The sequence below is a fragment of the Gilvimarinus polysaccharolyticus genome (assembly GCF_001187555.1).
GTDB lineage: Bacteria > Pseudomonadota > Gammaproteobacteria > Pseudomonadales > Cellvibrionaceae > Gilvimarinus > Gilvimarinus polysaccharolyticus.
In genome coordinates, this window is record NZ_LFIJ01000001.1 from 189101 (window position 1) to 208465 (window position 19365).

At 51.2% G+C, this 19365-nt stretch carries 20 protein-coding genes; 10 read left to right on the forward strand and 10 right to left on the reverse strand.

Features of this window, described 5'->3' with window-relative positions; all coding sequences use genetic code 11:
• Positions 1-137: 137 nt before the first annotated feature.
• The 5 genes from GILYN3_RS00710 (at position 138) to GILYN3_RS00730 (ending at position 6476) form a co-directional block, all read left to right on the forward strand.
• A complete protein-coding gene (locus tag GILYN3_RS00710; protein WP_049721072.1) occupies positions 138-1385 on the forward strand; it encodes a tyrosine-type recombinase/integrase in 1248 nt (415 codons plus the stop codon).
• Positions 1386-1673: 288 nt separating this feature from the next.
• Complete coding sequence (locus GILYN3_RS00715) at positions 1674-2447, forward strand: hypothetical protein (RefSeq protein WP_049721073.1); 774 nt, start codon at positions 1674-1676, stop codon at positions 2445-2447.
• Between the two features lie 128 nt (positions 2448-2575).
• A complete protein-coding gene (locus GILYN3_RS00720) occupies positions 2576-2866 on the forward strand; it encodes a helix-turn-helix transcriptional regulator (RefSeq protein WP_049721074.1) in 291 nt (96 codons plus the stop codon).
• Positions 2866-3477 carry a hypothetical protein gene (locus tag GILYN3_RS00725; RefSeq protein ID WP_049721075.1) on the forward strand — a complete coding sequence of 204 codons (612 nt, stop codon included), beginning with the start codon at positions 2866-2868 and terminating at the stop codon, positions 3475-3477. The genes GILYN3_RS00720 and GILYN3_RS00725 overlap by 1 nt, the downstream gene beginning before the upstream one ends.
• An 83-nt stretch (positions 3478-3560) precedes the next feature.
• Complete coding sequence (locus tag GILYN3_RS00730; RefSeq protein WP_049721076.1) at positions 3561-6476, forward strand: DUF927 domain-containing protein; 2916 nt, start codon at positions 3561-3563, stop codon at positions 6474-6476.
• A 321-nt stretch (positions 6477-6797) separates the two neighbouring features.
• Here GILYN3_RS00730 and GILYN3_RS00740 read toward each other — a convergent pair whose 3' ends face one another.
• Together GILYN3_RS00740 and GILYN3_RS00745 are read right to left on the reverse strand one after the other, a co-directional pair.
• Positions 6798-7115 carry a hypothetical protein gene (locus tag GILYN3_RS00740; RefSeq protein WP_049721078.1) on the reverse strand — a complete coding sequence of 106 codons (318 nt, stop codon included), beginning with the start codon at positions 7113-7115 and terminating at the stop codon, positions 6798-6800.
• Positions 7116-7133: 18 nt separating this feature from the next.
• On the reverse strand, positions 7134-7694 hold the full coding sequence (locus GILYN3_RS00745) for a hypothetical protein (protein ID WP_049721079.1): 561 nt from the start codon (positions 7692-7694) through the stop codon (positions 7134-7136).
• A 106-nt stretch (positions 7695-7800) separates the two neighbouring features.
• On the opposite strand from GILYN3_RS00745, the gene GILYN3_RS00750 reads away from it, so the two are divergent.
• Entirely contained in the window at positions 7801-8016 is a 216-nt protein-coding gene (locus GILYN3_RS00750) for a helix-turn-helix domain-containing protein (RefSeq protein ID WP_049721080.1), read from the forward strand.
• 1055 nt (positions 8017-9071) lie between these two features.
• Here GILYN3_RS00750 and GILYN3_RS00760 read toward each other — a convergent pair.
• The 3 genes from GILYN3_RS00760 to GILYN3_RS00770 all read right to left on the reverse strand — a co-directional run bounded on the left by GILYN3_RS00760 (position 9072) and on the right by GILYN3_RS00770 (position 11052).
• A complete protein-coding gene (locus GILYN3_RS00760) occupies positions 9072-9794 on the reverse strand; it encodes a 4'-phosphopantetheinyl transferase family protein (RefSeq protein ID WP_049721082.1) in 723 nt (240 codons plus the stop codon).
• A complete protein-coding gene (locus GILYN3_RS00765; RefSeq protein ID WP_049721083.1) occupies positions 9791-10243 on the reverse strand; it encodes a hypothetical protein in 453 nt (150 codons plus the stop codon). Before GILYN3_RS00765 ends, GILYN3_RS00760 begins: the two co-directional genes overlap by 4 nt.
• A gap of 305 nt (positions 10244-10548) precedes the next feature.
• On the reverse strand, positions 10549-11052 hold the full coding sequence (locus GILYN3_RS00770; RefSeq protein WP_049721084.1) for a DUF2141 domain-containing protein: 504 nt from the start codon (positions 11050-11052) through the stop codon (positions 10549-10551).
• Positions 11053-11227: 175 nt separating this feature from the next.
• Between GILYN3_RS00770 and GILYN3_RS00775 the strand changes: the two genes are divergently transcribed.
• From GILYN3_RS00775 to GILYN3_RS00790, 4 genes are read left to right on the forward strand one after another with little or no spacing between them, the layout of a single operon-like run.
• The gene (locus tag GILYN3_RS00775) at positions 11228-12163 is read left to right on the forward strand and encodes a dialkylrecorsinol condensing enzyme (RefSeq protein ID WP_232305485.1); all 936 of its coding nucleotides are present in this window, start codon (positions 11228-11230) and stop codon (positions 12161-12163) included.
• 32 nt (positions 12164-12195) lie between these two features.
• Positions 12196-13344 carry a beta-ketoacyl-ACP synthase III gene (locus tag GILYN3_RS00780; RefSeq protein ID WP_049721086.1) on the forward strand — a complete coding sequence of 383 codons (1149 nt, stop codon included), beginning with the start codon at positions 12196-12198 and terminating at the stop codon, positions 13342-13344.
• Between the two features lie 56 nt (positions 13345-13400).
• Positions 13401-13805 carry a hypothetical protein gene (locus GILYN3_RS00785; RefSeq protein ID WP_049721087.1) on the forward strand — a complete coding sequence of 135 codons (405 nt, stop codon included), beginning with the start codon at positions 13401-13403 and terminating at the stop codon, positions 13803-13805.
• On the forward strand, positions 13805-14794 hold the full coding sequence (locus GILYN3_RS00790; RefSeq protein WP_049721088.1) for a BtrH N-terminal domain-containing protein: 990 nt from the start codon (positions 13805-13807) through the stop codon (positions 14792-14794). The genes GILYN3_RS00785 and GILYN3_RS00790 overlap by 1 nt, the downstream gene beginning before the upstream one ends.
• On the opposite strand, the gene GILYN3_RS00795 is transcribed toward GILYN3_RS00790, so the two are convergent.
• The 5 genes from GILYN3_RS00795 to GILYN3_RS00815 are packed head-to-tail and all read right to left on the reverse strand — an operon-like array spanning position 14791 to position 19133.
• Positions 14791-15642 carry a hypothetical protein gene (locus GILYN3_RS00795; protein ID WP_049721089.1) on the reverse strand — a complete coding sequence of 284 codons (852 nt, stop codon included), beginning with the start codon at positions 15640-15642 and terminating at the stop codon, positions 14791-14793. The genes GILYN3_RS00790 and GILYN3_RS00795 overlap by 4 nt on opposite strands.
• Positions 15639-16799: a beta-ketoacyl synthase N-terminal-like domain-containing protein gene (locus GILYN3_RS00800; RefSeq protein WP_049721090.1), complete on the reverse strand. Its 1161-nt coding sequence runs from the start codon at positions 16797-16799 to the stop codon at positions 15639-15641. Before GILYN3_RS00800 ends, GILYN3_RS00795 begins: the two co-directional genes overlap by 4 nt.
• Positions 16800-17069 carry a phosphopantetheine-binding protein gene (locus GILYN3_RS00805; protein ID WP_049721091.1) on the reverse strand — a complete coding sequence of 90 codons (270 nt, stop codon included), beginning with the start codon at positions 17067-17069 and terminating at the stop codon, positions 16800-16802.
• Complete coding sequence (locus GILYN3_RS00810; protein ID WP_049721092.1) at positions 17062-18234, reverse strand: ABC transporter permease; 1173 nt, start codon at positions 18232-18234, stop codon at positions 17062-17064. Before GILYN3_RS00810 ends, GILYN3_RS00805 begins: the two co-directional genes overlap by 8 nt.
• Positions 18231-19133 (reverse strand): ABC transporter ATP-binding protein, encoded by a 903-nt coding sequence (locus GILYN3_RS00815; protein WP_049721093.1) that lies wholly within the window; start codon positions 19131-19133, stop codon positions 18231-18233. The genes GILYN3_RS00810 and GILYN3_RS00815 overlap by 4 nt, the downstream gene beginning before the upstream one ends.
• Positions 19134-19365 lie beyond the last annotated feature (232 nt).

The following is a 19365-nucleotide window of genomic DNA, read 5'->3' on the forward strand; positions in this document are numbered from 1 at the left end:
CGTCTCAAAAGCCCCGCCAGTCGGGGCTTTTTTGTGTCTGGCCTATCCGTATCCGTCCTATATGCCCCCATTGTATCCGGTATCGAGTGGGGGCATAATTAGGGGCACATTCAAAAGCGGTGGGGGCATTTTTAAAAATGGCCAGTATTAACAAGCTCAGTGAAGCGGCGGTACGGCAGGCAAAGCCTAAAGCAAAGGCCTACAGGCTAGCCGATGGCGCTGGTATGTATTTGGAGGTCACCCCCACTGGCTCACGCTATTGGCGCTTAAAGTATAGGCATGGCGGCAAAGAGAAGCGCTTAGCTCTTGGTGTATACCCTAACGTGACGTTAGCCACCGCCCGAGAGAAGGCGCGGGATGCTAAAGACCTTTTGCAGGAAGGTATCGACCCCAGCGAAGCTAAGAAACAAGCCAAGCTTCAGCGCCGTGAGGCGGTGGCCAATACCTTTACCTCTATTGGTGCTGAGTATGTCGAGAAACGCCGTACAGAAGGCGCGGCGGCGGTCACTATCGAAAAGCTGCAATGGATAGTTAATAAGAAATTATGCCCCCACATTGGGGGCACCCCAGTAATGGAAATAACGCCTGCTATGTTACTGGGGGCATTACGCCGTATTGAGGCCGATGGCTTAAACGAAACCGCCCACCGTGCCAAACGGGTAGCGGGGCAGGTGTTACGTTATGCCGTGGTGACCGGTCGGTGTGATCGTGACATCTCTCAGGATTTAAAAGGGGCATTGGTAGCGGTTAAGGCAACACACCGCGCCGCTATAACCGACCCTAAAGAGCTTGGCCCGTTGTTGATAGCGATCGACTCTTACTCGGGCACTATGGAGGTGGCCACCGCCCTAAAGCTCACCCCCATATTATTTCAAAGACCTGGCGAGCTACGCCATATGGAGTGGTCAGAATTAGACCTTGAGCTAGAGCGCTGGGAAATACCCGCCGATAAAATGAAAATGCGGCAACCGCACGTTGTCCCGCTACCTGATCAAGCCTTAGCGCTACTGAAAGCCATACACCCGCTTACCGGCTCGGGCCGTTATGTGTTCCCTAGTGCCCGCCGTGGTGGCAGGCCATTGTCTGAGGCTGGCGTATTGGCGGCGCTGCGCACCCTTGGCTATGACAAAGACAAAGTAACCCCGCACGGCTTCAGGGCAACCGCTCGCACCTTGCTTGATGAGGTGTTGGGCTTTCGGGTTGACTATATCGAGCAGCAGCTAGCCCACGCCGTTAAAGATGCCAACGGCAGGGCATACAACCGCACAAAATACCTACCCGAGCGTAAAGCCATGATGCAAGGCTGGGCTGATTACTTGGACACCCTGAAAGCTGAAGTATTAACGCCTACCGTGGTTGCTGGTGATTTTCGTAGGGCTAATTGATGCGCCTGTATTATCGGCCAAGGGTTTATGGCACGTTACACCCGTTACTTACGTTACATTTTGTAAAAGTCTTTTATGTTCAATAGGTTAAGTGGTTTTTTTTGGTAACGGGTGCCAGTGGTGTACCCGTTACCACCCGTTACAAAAGCGGGATATTTTGGGCGAATGATAAGTATTTACACTAATTCGCCCCGCTGAAGTTTTACCAAGGCTAGGGTAGCTCCCGAAAGCGCGCAAACCCAGTGCGCTGCCTTGGTAATCTATTTTTGGGTTCCGTAGGGGTACGGTATGGCGAAGGAAAAAGGGCAGTCAAATACATCTAGAGAGCGGGATAAAGCGCGAGGCGAGATAGAAAGAAATCGCCCGCTAAAAGATTTGTTTGCCCCTCGTGTTCTTGGCGAGAATGAAACCTATGACCATATTTTGAAGCTGCACTGTGCGTTGGGCGGAAAGCCTGCGACGGTGGAGGGTGAGCCCTATCCGTATACCTGTGCGTGGTCATACCGAGAAGCCGATTTATTAAATTTTGACCTGGTGCTTTCTCGGTTGCGAGAGTTTGAGCGAGATCGGCCCGACTGGTTGGCCTCTGAGAAGCTAGGCGACCGTGCAAGGAATGATGGTCGCTTTCAGGAGCTAAGTGAATTACTGGCCAGCATTGATCGCGGGCTGGAGCATCTGAATGCAGCCCCAGCAGCGTTAAGCGATCTCCTAGTTTTGGTTGCCCAAGTCGGTTACCTGGCCGGTGCCATTGATTTTAGATATGCAGAGCATCGAATTACTGCTGGTATTGTGGCCAGTTCGAACGCGGCTGCTGATATGCAGAAAAAAAAGAAGAAAAAGGAAAATAAGAATAAAAAATGGTTGTCAGGTCGTGTTGCAGATCAGCAGGTAAAAAAAACTACTAAGGGTTACAAAATTGAAGGCACAAATAAGGGGTTTATTAACGATATAGAAATTGAGGCATCTGATAGAGGTCTCACCCGCCGTTGGCTCGAAGAAAACATAGGTTCTGTAATTAAAGAAAACGTACAAAATGGAATAAACACCATAAGTTTAGAATAAGAAATACAAGTAGGCCCCTAAACGTATTTCTTAGGGAAACAAGCAATATAAAAATCCGGCATTCTCCTAACTGTTCCTTTCCACATTGTGTAGAAAGTTGAGTATTTAACAGTATAGGAGGCTCAAATATGAGCGCATCGAAAAAGCCAACCCCACCAGAAAGTAAAGCCACCGCTAACCCCAGTATAAATCCATTACTTGAGGCCAAGCAAAAGGCCAAGTTAGACCCCGCAACGGAAGAGCTATGGCGCATTGCTCGCGTATGTGGCCGCGTAGGTGTTTCAAAAACCACTTGGTACTCTTGGGTACAGCAAGGCATAGCACCGGCTGGTGTTAAATTATCGCCTGGCATTACTGTATGGCCTAAGTCTGTTATTGATGACTTTATCGCCCGATTGATTGAGCAGGGGGCCGCGTAATGTTGAACAATAACGAAACCAAAAACCTTATAGCGCCGTTAGATAATTGGGCACGGCACGTGGCCATGAAGCGCCTAACCGCCGTAGCGGAAATTGAGTCGCTAGGTGATAACGCCTCTGATGCCGACCGTTTTTATGCGGTGGAATCTTACGAATGCGGTACGCTAGTTAAAAACCCCGCGCTTTTTGACCGAGTACTTGAATCGTTTGAGAAGGGCGCTACACGTGCCATTATGCGGCGGCTTATTTTACAAAAATTTAGCGTAGCAGAGCGGGCAACAAACCGGCATCCGCTTAAGCTACCCGCCGATGATGATACAGGTTTACGCCATTTACTTTTATTCGTTTTGCCGTCTACTGGTGAGCTTGCTTTTTTAGGCGTAACCAATGCCGAGCTAAAGCGCCACCGTGATAGCTCTAGTAGCTCCATTGCTGCACCTGGCTGTGGTCATTTTTACATGTTCAGGCCCACCGATTTAGGCCCAATAATTATAGAAAACTTGCTTGAGTACTTTGCCTGTCGTGACCTTCGCGCATGGCCGGTGTGGGGTTTGCACCCGTCGGGTAATGAATGGCTTACCGATGGCCGCTCGCTTGCTTCTTGCCGGTAAATAACAAGGCTTTAAGCGTGTATTTCCGCGCCCTGTTGGTGAACCACTGGGGCGGGGTTTGGCGAATAACCAAGGGTTGAATAATGGGTAATAAATTAAACTTTAAAGCCGTGGCTGATGCTGCGCTTAATTGTGCTGAGGCGGTGTGTAGTCACTGGGCACCGGACGGTAAAAAACAGGGCCATGAATGGGTGGCCCGTAATCCGGTGCGCGCCGATAACAGCGCCCGTAGCTTTAGCATTAACGTCAATACAGGGGTTTGGTGTGACTTTGCTACAGATGATAAGGGCGGTGATTTAATCGCCTTGGTGGCGTACCTAGAGCGCCTAGAACAAGGCGAAGCGTGTAAACGATTGGCGGCGTTTTTAGGTATGGATGCCAGCGACACTACAGCACCCCCACCAGTAAAAAGTAAACCGAAAAAGCCAGCCTTTGAGCCGGTCTATCCACCACCGGCAAGCGCCGCCAAAAGCTGCCCTAAAAAGCATTATCAGCTAGGTGATGCCTCGCACTATTGGGATTATTTAAGTGTAGCGGGTGCGCTGCTAATGCGTGTGGCGCGGTTTGATCGTACCGGTACCAATGGCGAGCGTAAAAAAGAATACCGGCCCACCAATTACGGTATTAAAAACGGTTACACCAAATGGCATTGGTTGCAACTGCCAGACAATCGCCCGCTTTATGGGCTAGAGAAATTCGCGCAATTTGATACGGCGTTACCCGTGGTGGTTGTCGAGGGTGAAAAAGCCGCTGATGCCGCCCGTTTGTTGTTTCCTGAGCGGCTTTGTATAACGTGGAGTGGTGGGAGTAAGGCCATAAGTAAAACCGATTTTAAACCGCTTGCCGGTCGGGTGGTGTGGTATTGGCCTGATAACGATGATGCGGGCGCGGCAAGTATTGGCACATTACAAGCGGCGCTTAATGCCGTGGGTGTGGCAGGTTTTGAAGTGATAGACCTGGCAAGCTTTGGGGGTGATTGGCCTGATAAAGCTGATGCGGCTGACGCACTAGAGTTAGGCTTTACCCCTGAGCAACTGAACACCCTGATTGCTGATAACAAGCTATTAGTAACAAGTGAGGGTAAGGCCGCTAGTGCCACCCCTACCGCGCCAAAATCGCATAATAAGGCCGATAGTGAGGGGCCAGATAGTGCCGCGCCGTTTGGTTATACCGTTGACGATGGCGGCGTGTATTTTTATGACGCTAAAGCCGAAAAAAAGCGCCGTATATGCTCGCGCCTTGATGTGCTGGCGTTGTCGCGTGATGGGTTAGGCTCGGGCCGTAACTGGGGTAAGTTGGTGCGCTTTTGTGACTATGACGGCGTTGAAAAGTTATGGAATATACCGGCGCGTTTGTTTGCGGCTGAAGGCGGCTCTGAGGTTGTGCGGGGTTTGCTTGATCGCGGGCTTGATATTGACAGCCACCGCGAAGCCAAGCGCAAAGTATTAGAGTATTTACAGGGCGGTGATATTAAAAGCCGTGTGTCTTTGGCTTATAAAATGGGCTGGCACCGTGGCAGCTTTGTATTACCCGCTCGCACCGTAGGCGATAGCAAAGAGCCAGTAATGTATTACTCGGAAGGTGAGCCGCTGTGTAAGCTTTCAGAAGGTGGGACGCTAGAGCAATGGCGCGATAATGTGGCCAAGTATTGCGCGGGTAATCCGTTGGCGGTGTTTGCGGTATCGGCTGCGTTTTCTTCGCCATTGGTAGAGCTATTGGGTTACGAAATAATGGGCTTTCACTTTCACGGGCCGTCTTCTTGGGGTAAGTCTACGCTGCTAAATGTTGCGAGTTCTATCTATGGCAAACCTGATGATTATAAAAAGACGTGGCGCGCCACTGATAACGCGCTAGAGGGTTTGGCGGCGGCGCACTCTGACCTATTGCTAGCTCTGGACGAAATCAACCAAGTTGACCCGCGCATTGTTGGTGAAGTGGTGTATATGCTCGGTAATGGTGAGGGTAAGTATCGGGCCAATGATCGCGGCCAAGCGGGCGGCAACCAACACCGTTGGCGCTTTACTTTTTTAAGCAATGGAGAAAAAACACTGGAGCAATACCTAACCGAGAGCGGCAAGTCTGTAACAGGTGGCCAAGAGATGCGCTTTCTCGGAATTAAAGCCAGCTTCCACCAAAATACATCTGATAGTAACCGTTATGGGGTGTTTAATACTGCACACGACTTTGACGGCGGCGCGGCGTTGTCTGAGTATTTACGCGAGGCTATGGCCAAGTATTACGGCACGGCCTTCCCTGCTTACCTGGAGGCGTTATTGTCTGCGGTTGAGGGTGATAAACGGGCGGCATTTTGTGAGCGCTTGGTGGCGAAAGTAAGCCGGTTTAAGCAAGGCCACTTAACCGCTAAGGCGGGTGGACAAGTGACTCGAGCGGCGACCAAGTTTGCGCTAGTAGGTGTGGCAGGTGAGCTGGCCACACACTTTGGTGTTACGGGCTGGCAAAAAGGCGAAGCCTTACGCGCCGCTGATGCGTGTTTTACATCGTGGATTGAAACCCGTGGGGGTGAAGGCAACCTTGAAGATAAGCAAATGCTAGAGCATGTGCGCGAGACTCTTAGCAAGTACGGTGAAAGCCGCTTTAAACGCTGGGATTCGCCCACCGATGAAAGTAAGCGGATTATTGATAGTCACGTGCCAACTACCGCTGAGATGTGGGGTTATCGCCGTGAGGAAATCGACACCGACCCGCTAGAGGGGGATACCGCCGATGTGGTGTTTTATATTTACCCTGAGCACTTCCGGCGTAGTGTGTGCAAGGGTTGGGATCACAAGCGTATTGCACGGCTGTTGCGTGATCGTGGCGCGCTTATTCTGTCTGATACTGCCGTTAAAAAGGGGGAATTCTCGGTACCGTCGCCATTACCTAACAGCGGTAAAAAGCGGGTGCGAGTGTATAAAATCCGTAACTCTATGTTGATGTGTGACGATGAAAGCGAAGCGTCACCAGAAGAACCGGCGCAAGATGTTAGCGCTAGTTTTTAAAAAAGGGCAGGTAAGTGCCTGCCCTAGCTTGCGGTAGTCAGTGCACGTAAATTATTGCCATTTTATTGCCGTACTTTTTCTTTAATAAATTTAATAACCGCATTGCATGATACTCGCGAAAAAAATAAGGCGAGCTTCGCTGCTTCAGTCGGTAGCTACCTGGGTGCCATAGGACGGTAAAGAGGTGGCCTTCAGGTGCAATAGGCGCTTGCATACTGTGGCGGTTTTGGTCGTATAGTTTTGTCTTTTCCTTTTTTAAAGCTCGCCGGTGCTTAGGTGTAATAATTTCTCGTATTGAATAGTTTTTCTCGCTGCATTGGCTCATGGTGTTACCTCGGGTAGTTGCTGGGTTGTGGCCTCGATACTCTGTAAATAATTCAGTTGATCGGTAAGCCCGCGCAATGTGGAGGCAAGCCCCAAATAGTTGCGGGTGTGAATGTTCAGGTATTCCGGTGTGTTGCCGCCTTCCGTCTGGCTGTCTTGCTCTAGTGTCAGACAGTCGTTAAGTAATCCCACCAAGGCGGTTAGGCGCTCGGTAACACAGCAATGGGCGTTGCTTACGCTGTCGGGTGTAAAGCGCCGGTGAATGTCGCCAGCGGGCGGTAGTAGTTCCTCTGGTGTGTTGGCTTCTGTTTTCATAGTGTCGTGCTCCTGTGGTTAGGCAAAGCATGCCTTGCTGGTTTTAATAAACGGTTTAGTGAATGCGCCGGCCAATAGTTCACGGGCGGCTTGTGCGGTGTTGTAGTCGGTAAAGTAAGCCTCTACCGCTAATTGATCGCGTAACTTGGTGTTGCTGGTAAGGCGTTCGTCTATGCGCACGGTGTACACAACACGGGCGGTGCGGTTATTGGTGGCGTTGATTAACCTGGCAGCCTTCACTTTGGCCCATGCTTGGCGCATTGCTTGCGCAATAAAAGCCTTAGCTGAGTAACCATAACGCTTGGCGGCGCGGCGGGCGGTTGTCCATGCGTCTGCCATTACAGCGCGGGCGGTGGCGTTGGTGCGGGCTGGCTCGGTTACGGTAGGCTCTTTACCGCCTGACCAAACAAAAGCGCTATAGGCTTTATACAGGGCGGCAAGCTCGGGCGCGGTAGCTGCAATGGCTTGCAGGCGTGTGGCGTTGTCACGGCCTTTGTAGTAGCTGGGGCCGCTGCTGTATTCATACGTCCAGTCGTGGGCTTGTAGCTGCTTCAGATAATCGTTTTGTGTTGTGCTCATGTTGTGCACGCCTTGTTTTTGTAACCATTAAGCGTAATAATAATACGGTGTAGCGTAAGTATCAATATATAATTACGCTAAAGCGTAAATAAATTACGGTGAAGTTATGACAAGTGCACAATGTAGGATGGCTCGCGCTGGGCTTGGCTGGTCGGGTAAAGATTTATGCGAGGCGGCGGGGGTGCGTACAGCGACAATAAGCGCGTTTGAAAAAGGCGGCGCGGCCCTTACCACTACGGTGGATAAGCTAAGGCAGGCGCTATTAAATACCGGTCGTGTGACCTTTGACGGTGAGCACTGCGTAACGGTTACCCCTGAGTAATTGCTCCGTGTGGCCTGCCTAACCTGCCTGCTGTATTGCCTAAACCTTCCACCTTTCCCACCTGCCGTTACCGTGTGAGCTATCCAGCTTAGGCGGTGGCGCATTATCAATACACGGTGTTTTGTTCGTATAAACGCAGTGCTTGGTGGTTTTGTGTACGATCTTAGCTTAAATGTAACGTAGGTAACGGGTGGCCAATCTGTACCCGTTACACCTCGGTAAGCTCGTAACCTATTGATATTTATAGGGTATATATTTGTTGTAACGGGTGTAACGTATGTAACGTTACTATTTTCCGCGTCTGGCTCCCACCCCCTTTAATACACCATTAACCCGCGCCACAAGCGGCGGCTTGTGCTGGTCTGTAGTTGCTTTCAGGTGTAAGGGTAAGGGCTTTTGCTTTTGGTGTGTTGGCTGTACCTGCTGGCGTTGCGTGGGCTTTGTGTGTGGTGCTCTGGTGAGTGGTGTCACGGCTTGTATTTGGCTTGCCGGTGGGTGTACTGGTACCCCGTGGGGGTGGTTAAAAGTTTGGGGGGCTGGTGCCGGACACCGCACCCTAAATGAACTTTATGCGAGGCTCAAATTTTATAGGGGGGGTATACCCAAAACCTTGGAGCCCTTCAGGTGGACACCCCCCACTTCAGGGTAATTTTTATGTGTGAGTAATTGAAAAGGAATTCACCACCTGAAGGCCACCGGAGGGGGGTAGTTGTTAATCTAGCAGGCGTTAGCAACCTAGACCGCGCCCAATCTCACTTACAGAAAATTTACCCTTTAACGAATTCTGTTAAGTGGTTTGGTTAAGTGGGCGGCTGGCAGGTTTGGGGCACGACCATATATAGGGGGTATCACTGAGTTGGTGGGGGCATTTTTGGGGGCATAAAATAATTTATTTTTGTTGAGTGGTTGCGGTTTCTGGCCTGCACGGCGTTTATCTAGTGAGGCCTTGGCACCAAATAAAAAAAGCTCTTCACGTAAGTGAAGGGCTTTTTTTATTTGTCTCAAAGCCTTGCGTGAGGGAATACTCGAGCCAATAGGTTTTTTAGCCTAGCGCTTTAATTTAGGTTGCTTAAACGCTTGATTGTAGGAGGTTGGGGGCTGCTGGTGGGGCAAGCAAACGCTAGGTGGCAACTAGAACCCAACTGGGGCGTGAGGTTCCAATAATGAAATTGCCACTGATCATCGGCAGTTAATAACTCCGGCTCAATAATGGCGGTGATGGGGTCTATGAGCTGATTAAAGCGCACTCGCGCTAAGCCTTCAGAAATTCCTGTTCCTCGGGCTTTAAAAAAAGCCTCTTTAAGGGTCCAGAGTTTATAAAATTGATCTTGCAGGGCCTGGCCTTGCAGGTTTTTTAAGTGATGATATTCGCTGCGGTGAAAGTAGTGACGAGCGATGTTGATAGCGTCTCGCGGTTTGTGCGGCTGCTCTATATCAAGTCCCACAGGGGAGTGATCACTCACTGCAAGTGCAAGCCATTGGTTGCTGTGGGTTAGATTGAAGTGCAAGTTACAGTTGGTATCGTTCAGTTGGGGCTTACCGCCCGCGGCGATACTAAACTGTAATTGCTTAGGGGCTAGCTGACAGTGCTGGGAAAGCTGCCGGCGCATTAGTGCTCGACCGAGCAGGTAGTTGTGCTGGGCTTGCGGTGATTGAAAGCGTTGCAGGCGTTCGTGTTCGGCCGGGCTTAGCCAAGCTTTGGCTGTTTGTAGTACAGGGCTCAGGGGTGGAATGTCGACGCTATGCAGAAGGTAAATGGCCGCCGGTTGCTGGCTCATAAGGCGGGCTCATCGTGGTTGATAACGGCGGTGATTTGGCCGCTAAGAATGGTGCCTTGAGGGCCGCTAAGGCAAAACTCGTACAGCGAGCTATCGTTGTTCTGCACCAATTTACGCGCATTAATGTGCAACTCACCGGGGCTTTCATCAAGCTGTTGGGCCAAGGCTTTAAGTTTAGACGCTACGGCGATAAACCCTCGGGCTGGGGCGTTTTGTTGCGGCGCGCAAAGCCTAGCGTGGGCAGCCATCGCTTGCGCGGCATATTCGACGCCGGCAAACACCGATAATACCCCCTCAATGCGCAGCGGGTTGTCGCTTTGGGTGTGACGCGTAGCGGTACATTGAATATTATCGGCATCCCAGCCGGTGATACAATCGAGCAGTATCATTGGCTCGGCATGAGGCAGTAGTGCGGCAAGTTGCTGTTTGCTGATCGGTGTTGAAGTCATTTAAGGTCGTTAAACAAATGTTAATGGTGACTCTTTTACGGAGCGGTTAAGTACATGTTAACGCAATTTAGTGTGACCGACACAGCCCCCTGTGTACAGGGGCATTTCCCGGGGATGCCGGTAGTGCCGGGTGCTTTTTTACTGGCTAAGCTGCATGAATGTTTGCTGCAGCGCTATCCCGGCTGGGCTTTGATTGAGTTGAAAAAAGTAAAGTTCTTAATGCCGTTATTGCCGGGGGCAAACGCGCAGATAAGCGTAGATGATAACGCTTGGCCTCGCGTCAAGTTGCGTATTAGTTGCGCCGATCAACGGCTGCTGGAGGCCTCGGGGACAATGTTTGCCTCCGGCTCCTCGGCGGCGGGAGCCTCGACTGAAGGCGAGCCCTTGGGGTAGCGCAGGGTTAGCGTTGCCACGGGGTGAGCGGCGTCAAGCTTTAAAATCGAACGCTCAAAGTGGACCGACGGTTGCGATCGTCCCTGGCCAATAGTGCTGGCAAAGGGTTCGGTTGGTCGGTTTAGTGAGCGAGTGTTTAGCGTTTGATCGCCATTGATATCGATAAACGCGCGCATGGCGTATTGCCCGGCGGGGATCTCCAGTGGCAGCATCAAGTCTGAGGCCAGAGGTAAAAGGTGCTTGGATTGATGGGTGGCGGTTGTCTCCCAGCTGCCTTGGGCGGCGCGATAAACCGCTAAATATAGGGTTGCTCCCGGTGATAAGTTGTTCTCTAGTCGCACGCTAAACTCGTCCGCTAGGGCTGCACCGCAGCTTAGGCTAAGAGCGAGAAGTGTTAACTGTTGAATTTTACCCATGGGGTACCTGTAATCGATTGCTTAAAAGGGTGGTTCTAGTAATCTAGGATGACTCTGGATTATTAGAGGTGCCCTTTAGGCTGTGGTAAACTAGCGCCCTGTTTGGGTGCGGGCTTTAACTGCATCATACTTAACATAGCCCCTATGCGGCAAACCTACAGTAATGGAGTGGGGCTTGGAAAACACCGATAATAAAAAGCGTGTTTTGGTGGTACATTACTCGCAAACTGGTCAGCTGGATCGAGTGGTTCAGTCTGTGGTCGGGCCATTGCAAAATGATGCCGCAATAACCGTAGATTACCTGACCATAAAACCGCAGGTGCCGTACCCGTTCCCGTGGCCTTTTATACAGTTTATTAATACTTTCCCTGAGGCTGCGCACCAAATAGATTGCCCGTTACAGCTGGACATCACGCAGTTGTACGAGCGTTACGACTTGGTTATTTTAGGGTATCAGGTGTGGTTCTTGGCGCCTTCTATTCCGGTCTCATCTTTTTTAAATTCACCGGTTGCCCATAAGTTATTGGCCGATACTCCTGTAGTGACGGTGATTGCCTGTCGTAACATGTGGCTGCAAGCGCAAGAGAAAGTGAAAGCCCAGTTGGCCACTATCGGTGCAAAACTGGTGGGCAATATTGCCTTGGTGGATGAGGCCGGCAGTATCTTAAGTTTTTTTGCCACCCCGCTGTGGGTGCTAACTGGCCGGCGTGGACCATTTTGGTTTGGTATCCCTCGGGCTGGAGTTGCCGATGCGCAAATAACGGCTGCGGCGCGATTTGGTGAGGCCTTAGTCGCAAGGTTTAGTGCCAAGCAGCCAATGGATAGTACCGTTTTACAAGGGCTGGGTGCGGTACGCATTAATGACAAACTTATTGCCAGTGAAAAAATAGGCACCCGCAGTTTTTATTTGTGGGGTAAATTGTTTTTAGCGTGTGGTAAGCCCAGCGCTTGGCTGCGTAAACCTTTGGCCTTGTTGTATGCGGTATTTTTGATCGCCATGATTGTAACGGTTGTGCCTATTACCGCGGTGTTAAAAAAACTGACAGCGCCGCTTATGCGTGGTCGTATTACTAAACAAAAGCGCTACTACGCCGAACCATCTGGTGAGTAACAACATTAGCTAATGGATTTGTCACAATTATCATGTCTGTGAAACCTGTTTATATTACTCGTACCGCTAGTTTTTTACCCAACGCCCCAGTTGCCAATGAGCAAATGGAAGCTTTGTTGGGGCAAGTGGGAGAACGACCTTCACGCTCGCGTAAAATGATCTTGCGCAGCAATAAAATACACACCCGCTACTACGCAATCGACCCTGCCACTGGATTGCATAATTACACTAATGCCCAGTTGTGTGCCGAGGCGGTGCGTCGCCTTGAAGGGGACAGTTTTAGTTTGTCTGAGTTAACTTGTCTTGCGGCAGCGACGAGCTTTCCCGATCAAATTATGCCGGGGCATGGATCGATGGTGCACGGCGAGTTGGATGCCCCAGCCTGTGAAGTTATTAGCACCTCAGGTGTGTGTGCCAGCGGTATGTCAGCGCTTAAGTACGCATGGCTTAATGTCGCCGCAGGGCAGCATGATCGCGCCGTCGCGGCAGCCTCAGAGGCTCCGTCGTACGCCATGAAGGCCGAGAATTTTACTCCCGAGGTGGCTCATAAAGTTGCCGAGCTAGAGGCGCATCCAGAGATCGCCTTTGAGAAAGACTTTTTGCGTTGGATGTTATCCGATGGCGCCGGTGCCGTGTTGTTGGATCAGCAAAAGCCAGAGGGCTTGGCGTTGCGCGTCGAGTGGCTAGAAATATTTTCGTACGCCAGTGAGATGAGCACTTGTATGTACGCTGGCGGCCGCAAAGAAGAGGATGGCTCGTTAACTGGTTGGCAAGCGGTTGATTGTACTACTCGCGGCGCTCAGAGCTTTATGGCTATTACGCAAGATGTGAAACAGCTTAATGCCAACATTACCGCCTACACCACAGAAAAACCGCTGCCCATAATCAAACAGAAATACGCTTTAAGTGCCGCTCAAGTCGACCACTTTTTACCGCACTACTCATCGGGTTATTTTCGAGAGCGCTTGGCTGAAGGGTTGGAGCGTGCGGGTTTTGCCATAGACTTTTCGCGTTGGTTTACCAACTTGTCCAACAAGGGCAACACCGGTGCGGCCTCTATGTATATTATGCTCGATGAGTTGATGGCCTCGGGCAAACTTAAGCGCGGTGAAAAAATACTGTGTTATGTTCCCGAAAGCGGTCGGTTCTCTGTGGCTTATATGCTGCTTGAGGTTGTGTAATCGCTTAGGTTGCTGTCGTTGATCTAGATAAACCCAGTTATAGCAAAGGATAAATTGTGCGCGTAGACGAGGTGCCCCAAGATAACAGCAGTACTTATGCCGGCCATAAAAAGCTGCTGTACGCGCGCGATGTCGATGGCCATTATACGCCGATACAGTCTTCTGGCTGGGAGCCCGAGGCCTGCGCCACACAAGATGCTGTGGCCCTGTACGAGTCCCAGGCGCGCGAAGCGCGCTTAGCTGTGGAGCAGGGAGTGAAGTCGCCGCTTTATTTTCATATGTATAACTGCCGAATGGATCTGCTGCTGTTGTCGCAACTAACCGGTTTGTGGCGCTGGCGTATTCGGCGGCATTTTAAACCCCAAATCTTCGCATCACTTAATAACGGCGTGTTAATGCGCTATGCCGTGGCGATGGATAAAACTCCCATTGAGCTGCAAACTTTGCCGGATAACTCTTAATGACTTTTACCCACCAACAAGCGGCCCACTGCGAAAGTGGCGTTATTTCGGCGCTGTTAAGCCAGCACGGTTTAGCGATTTCTGAACCAATGGCGTTTGGTTTGGCCAACGCTTTGGCGTTTGCTTACATTCCTATTATTAAAATCGGTGGGCAGCCGCTTATTGCTTACCGCTTGCCACCCAAAGCGATTATTAAAAATGTTTGTAAGCGTTTAGGGGTGACGGTTAAGTTTCAAAAATTTAACGACCCTATTCGCGGTGCTCAAGTGTTGGATGATTTGGTCGAGCGCGGCACTTTAGTCGGGCTGCAAACTTCAGTGTATTACTTGCCTTATTTTCCCGAGCAAATGCGCTTTCATTTTAATGCTCACAACTTATTGATTTACGGTAAAGGTGAGCGAGGCTATCAGGTCAGTGACCCGATTTTTGAGCAGCCGGTGGAGGTTGCCTCGCGGGATCTTAACAAAGCGCGCTTTGTTCGCGGCCCCTTAGCGCCCAAGGGATTGCTGTATCGTATTGAGTCGGTGCCAGAGACGATAGATTACCCCAAGGCAATTCGCGCCGCGATTAGCAAAAACGTTAAGGTGATGACCGGCGCACCGCTGCCGGTTATTGGTATAAAAGGGGTGCGTTATCTGGCCGGCAAGATCGATAAGCTGAGCGGTTCGGTAAAACAGCAGCGCTTGTACCTGGGGCACATTGTTCGTATGCAAGAAGAGATCGGCACCGGTGGTGCTGGCTTTCGGTTTATTTATGCGTCTTTTTTACAAGAGGCCGCTGAGCTGCTGCAGGACGACACGCTTGCCCAAGCATCTGCCGCTATGACCGATGCCGGCGATTACTGGCGAGAGTTTGCCTTGCTGGTTGCTCGCGAGTGTAAGCGCGGCGACAGTATTAACCGCGCGCTACTGGCCGATGCTTTGCGCGGCTGCGCCGATCGCGAAGCGGTTGTCTGGCAGAGCTTAAAGGCTTGGTGTAAGGCCGGTTAGCCCTCGATTATTACCGCGCAGTATTCACCAAGGCTATTGCGATTAAGGTGGATCGCGCGTCCGGCTTGTGCCGCTAGCGCGGTTAGGGCTGCGCCAGAGTAAACCCCTTGAATCACGGCAGCGCGAGAAAACTCTTGCCACGGGTAAGGCGCTAAGAGCGTTTGCTCGTCTGCGTTAGGGGCAAAGCTTAATTGAATGGCGGCGGCCGACTGTTGTTGCAACCAATCGCTAAGGGCCGCTAGGTTGTTAAAGTATACCGGCGTCTGCAATACGCTAGAGGCATCGTTAGATTGTTCGAGGAGCAACCAGTGGCTGCCCTCATGAAGTACTGCCGTGTTAGCGGCTAGCCCTAATCGCTCTAGCTGCTGAGCAAAAGGCAGCGTCACCTCGTCAAATCCACCTATCAAAGCTGTGCTTATTCGGCCACTATTAAGATCGAGACATGCGTGTAATAACGCCGCTTCAAAAGAAAACTCCTCTTGCGATACCACCAAAGTATTACCCGTAATTTGTAAGAGTTGGGTGAGGTAAAACCCAGCGGAATTTCCTAAGGAGTTAACAAAGTGCACCGGTTTAGGTAGCTGTCCCTCTTGCTCGATGGTACTAATAACTTGGGCCGAGGTGGCAACTGCGCCGTAGCGGGTTGCGAGATACAGGCCGGTCTCTGTTGGCAGTTCGCGCCCAGCTACGCAGCTTAGGCCGCCGGCTAAACACAATTGAATGTAACGATCGATGCGGCGAATACGCTGCGGTGTCCAGCGCGAGATAATGGCTTGCAAGTCGGGTCGCGGACCTTGCTCTGCGGTAAGAGCATTAAAAATTGAGTAGCTGCTGGCGATACGAATCATGCATTAGCTCCGCAGTCGCGAATAATCAGCGCATTGTTGTTGCCGCCAAAAGCAAAGCAGTTAAATAAATAATTGCCGCTGGGGGCAGTTTGCGTTTGACGAATCAACGCAACCCCTAAGTGGCCGTCATTTATGGCGTGAGTGTTAGCGGGTAAGCGACCTTGTTGTAGCGCGCCTAGGCTGAGAGCGACTTCGAGTGCACCCGAGGCGCCTAAGGTGTGACCACAGAAAGGCTTTAGGGCAAATGCCGGGGGCATCTGGTGCGCAAACACATCGAGTAACGCGGCGGCTTCGGCCTCGTCGTTTTTCAGTGAGGCGGTGCCGTGGACTTTAATTGCGCAGATGTCGCGGGCTTCTATATTGCTATCGCTCAGTGCTTGGCGAATGGTTTTACTGAGTTCTTGACCATCGACATGGGCGGCGGTCAGGCTGTGATTATCAGTACCAATGGCGCCCCCCAGTAATTGCCAGCGCTGCTCGTGTGGCGGTGTGTTAGAGCCACGACTTAAAAGTAAAGCGGCTAAGCTATCGCCCAATATTAAGCCGTCACGTTCGGCGCCAAACGGTTGCATGCTCTGCCCCGGCGAGATCAGCCCTAAGCCGTAAAACCCTAACTGACTGGTGTGATTGGCTTGCTCGCTGCCCAATACTAAAGCGTGATCCACTAAGCCTGCCTGCAACAGGCGGTGACCGTACAGCAGGGCATTGGAGCTTGAGGTGCAGGCTGTGGAGTAGGTGTGGTGGTGAGCCGACAACCCCAGCTCGCTGGCGAGTCGGGCAGCTAATTTGCCGTAACCAACAATGGGCATAGGCATTGCGGCGGCTCCGCGTTGTTGTAAATCCTCGCGGTAGCGCTGCTCAGAGATGTGCACATCAAACGACGATGAGCCTATTAGCAATGCCGTGCGTTGACGTGCGGTGCCATCGAGGCCACACGCTAACAATAAGTTTTCTAAAAAAACATTGAGGCGTTGATAAAAATCTTGCGCCGCAGGATCTTGCTTGCTGGAAAAATAGGGCAGCTGCAGAGGATCGTGCAGTTGCTCGAACGCTTGCGGCGACAGAGACTTTTGCTCGGCCAGTAGCGCTGTAACGCAACTGGCAAGATTTTCCCCAAGGCTACACTGAGCGTCTAGTTGACGAATATATGTAGGCATCTACGGCGCGTTATCAACAATGGTTTGGGCTAGCGTATTAATATTTTTAAGGGCTCGGTGAGCGGCGGTGTTGCCCTCGATACGCACGCCGTATTGTTTTTTTATCGCCATACAAATTTGTAAAACATCCAGTGAGTCTAGGTCGAGTTGCTCGCCTAGCAAGGGCTGCTCGTCGTCGATATCTGCCGGGGTTAAATCTTCTTTGTCGCACTCTTCAATAATAAGCTCTTTAAGAGTCAGCTTGAGAGTGTCGGTGGCCGTGTCAAACATCGTGCTTGCCTCGTGTAATTAGCGCGGTAGATATTAACCAAAGAATAAGCGCACCTACCAATAAGCGGGTGCAGGGGCCGGCAATGTCGGCCCAACTGCCACCGCGCACCAGTACAGCTAAAAACCCCTCTAACGCCCAGTTCATTGGCGACATTTGGGCTAGTGTTTGCATCAGCGGTGGCATTACAAAAGTGGGGATCATAATGCCGCCAATGGCGGCCAATAAAATATTGATTGCGCCGCTAATGGCGGTGGCCTGCTCAAGGGTGCGTGCCAGCGCGGCAATTAAACTTGCCAGTGCTAGTGCCATGGCGCTGGTGGCGCAGCCTATGGCAAACAGTGCGGGTAGTTGAACGCGCAGCGATAAACCATCGGCTCCCAGCAGCGGTAGCAAAAACGCACCTAAAGCTAGCATAAGAATAAGTTGGAGCTGATTGATTAAAAAGTAGGGCACTAGTTTGGCGCTGTAAATGATTCCCATGCTTACGCCAAAGGTGCGCAAACGGGTAAGTGTGCGTTGTTGGCGCTCTTGAATCACCGTGGTAGAAATTGGAATGGCAATAAAAAACATGGCGAAAATTAACCAAGCGGGCACGCTTTGTTGCACCGCGTTAGGGTGCTCGTCTTGGCCGTCGGCAGCGGCTTCTGCTTGAATAAAACCCACATGCATTAATTGTTGTTCGGCATAGGCGCGGTCGTAGCCTAATGATTCGGCAATCTCGGTGGTGTTAAAGTGGGCAAATGCATCCTGTACCACCGCATTAATTAGTAGGCGGTCGTGTTGTGCAAGCTCGGGGGCAAAACGCAGTGTCATTCCTGGGGTGCGGCTGGGGTCTTCGAGAGCAGCGTCAAAGTCGGCCGTAAGGGTTAGCGCAAACAGCTGTTCTTTTGTGCTTAATTCCATTTGACCGCTGTTAGTTTTGGTAAAGCTTAGGTGTTGTTGTCGGTCTAATTCGGCGATAAATTTATCGCTTGCACGGCTGTTGTTGTTATCTTGCAGCCAGCCGGACAGCTGTAGTGCGGGCTGCTCCCCTAGCTGTTCTTGTAGGGCAAGCGACATAATTACAATAAATAAGCTGGGCATTAAAAACAGTACTAATAGTGCGTGCCAATCGCGAATTAGCAGTAGAGTTTCTTTGCGAATAGAAGCTATTAATGCGCTCATGGGTGCTCCTTAAGGCCACTAATGCAATTTAGGTATACCTCTTCTAGACGCCGTTGCCCGTAGCGAATCTGCTGCACAGTAATGCCAGCCGCCTCTAGGCGGGAGAGTGCCGTGGCGGGGCTCAGCTGGCTGGCGGCTAAGTTTAGCTCCCACCAGTCGCCGGCTTGTTGTTGTGCGGCAAGCTCGGAGATGAGTGCGGCACTGGGATTGGTGTTTAACTTTAGGCTAATGGATTGCAGCTGTTCGCTTAATAGGTCGGTGAGCTGCCCTTGTAGCTGGATGCGGCCCTCGTTCATCACCGCCACCTTATGCGCTAACGTCTCTACTTCGCTAAGCAAATGTGAGGTGTAAATGATGGCGCTGCCTTCGGCGTTAAGTTCGCGCAGGGTGTTTAATAAAAAAGCCCTAGAGTGCGGATCGACGTTGGCGGTCGGCTCATCCAAAATGAGTAGCTTGGGTGATTGCAGTAAAGCTATGGCAAAGTTGAGGCGTCGTTTAAAGCCGCCCGAGAGTTGTCCGGCGCGGCGGTGCTCTACCTCAGACAGCTCGCAGCGGGCCAGGGCATGGATGATGCGTTGACGCTTTTGTGGTGTGGCTAGCTTGAGTACTCCGGCAAAATACGCAAGGTTTTCACGTACGCTCAGGCGTGGGTAAAACGCGTATTCTTGGGGCACTAAGGCAATGTCGGGGTGGCCTAGGTAAACGGGCTTGGTATTAAAGTGTACGCTGCCAGAGGTCGGGGTTAGCTGGCCGGTAATTAGCCCCACAAGGGTTGTTTTGCCGGCGCCATTGGGGCCTAACAACCCTAAAATCTCGCCTTCAGCGATATTAAGTGAGACGTCGACTAATTGTTTCTGCGGCTTTCGGTAAGAAAATGCCAGCTGGTTAACGCACAACAATGTCCCTGTCCTCATTCATATAAAGGCGCAACTATACCGCTTTTAAGATAAATATCCGAGGGCTCAAAGCAATGCTGTTCGTTTGCTTTTGGGGTTAAGGTTAGTGGAGCCTAGGAGGAGGGAAGATGTTGCGAGGTTAATGCAGCCACTTAAGTTGATACTGCTATAGCGCTCGGTTCCCGCCATGCTTAATTAATGTGGTTGTCATCTGGCTTGCCGGCGTAATGCAGAA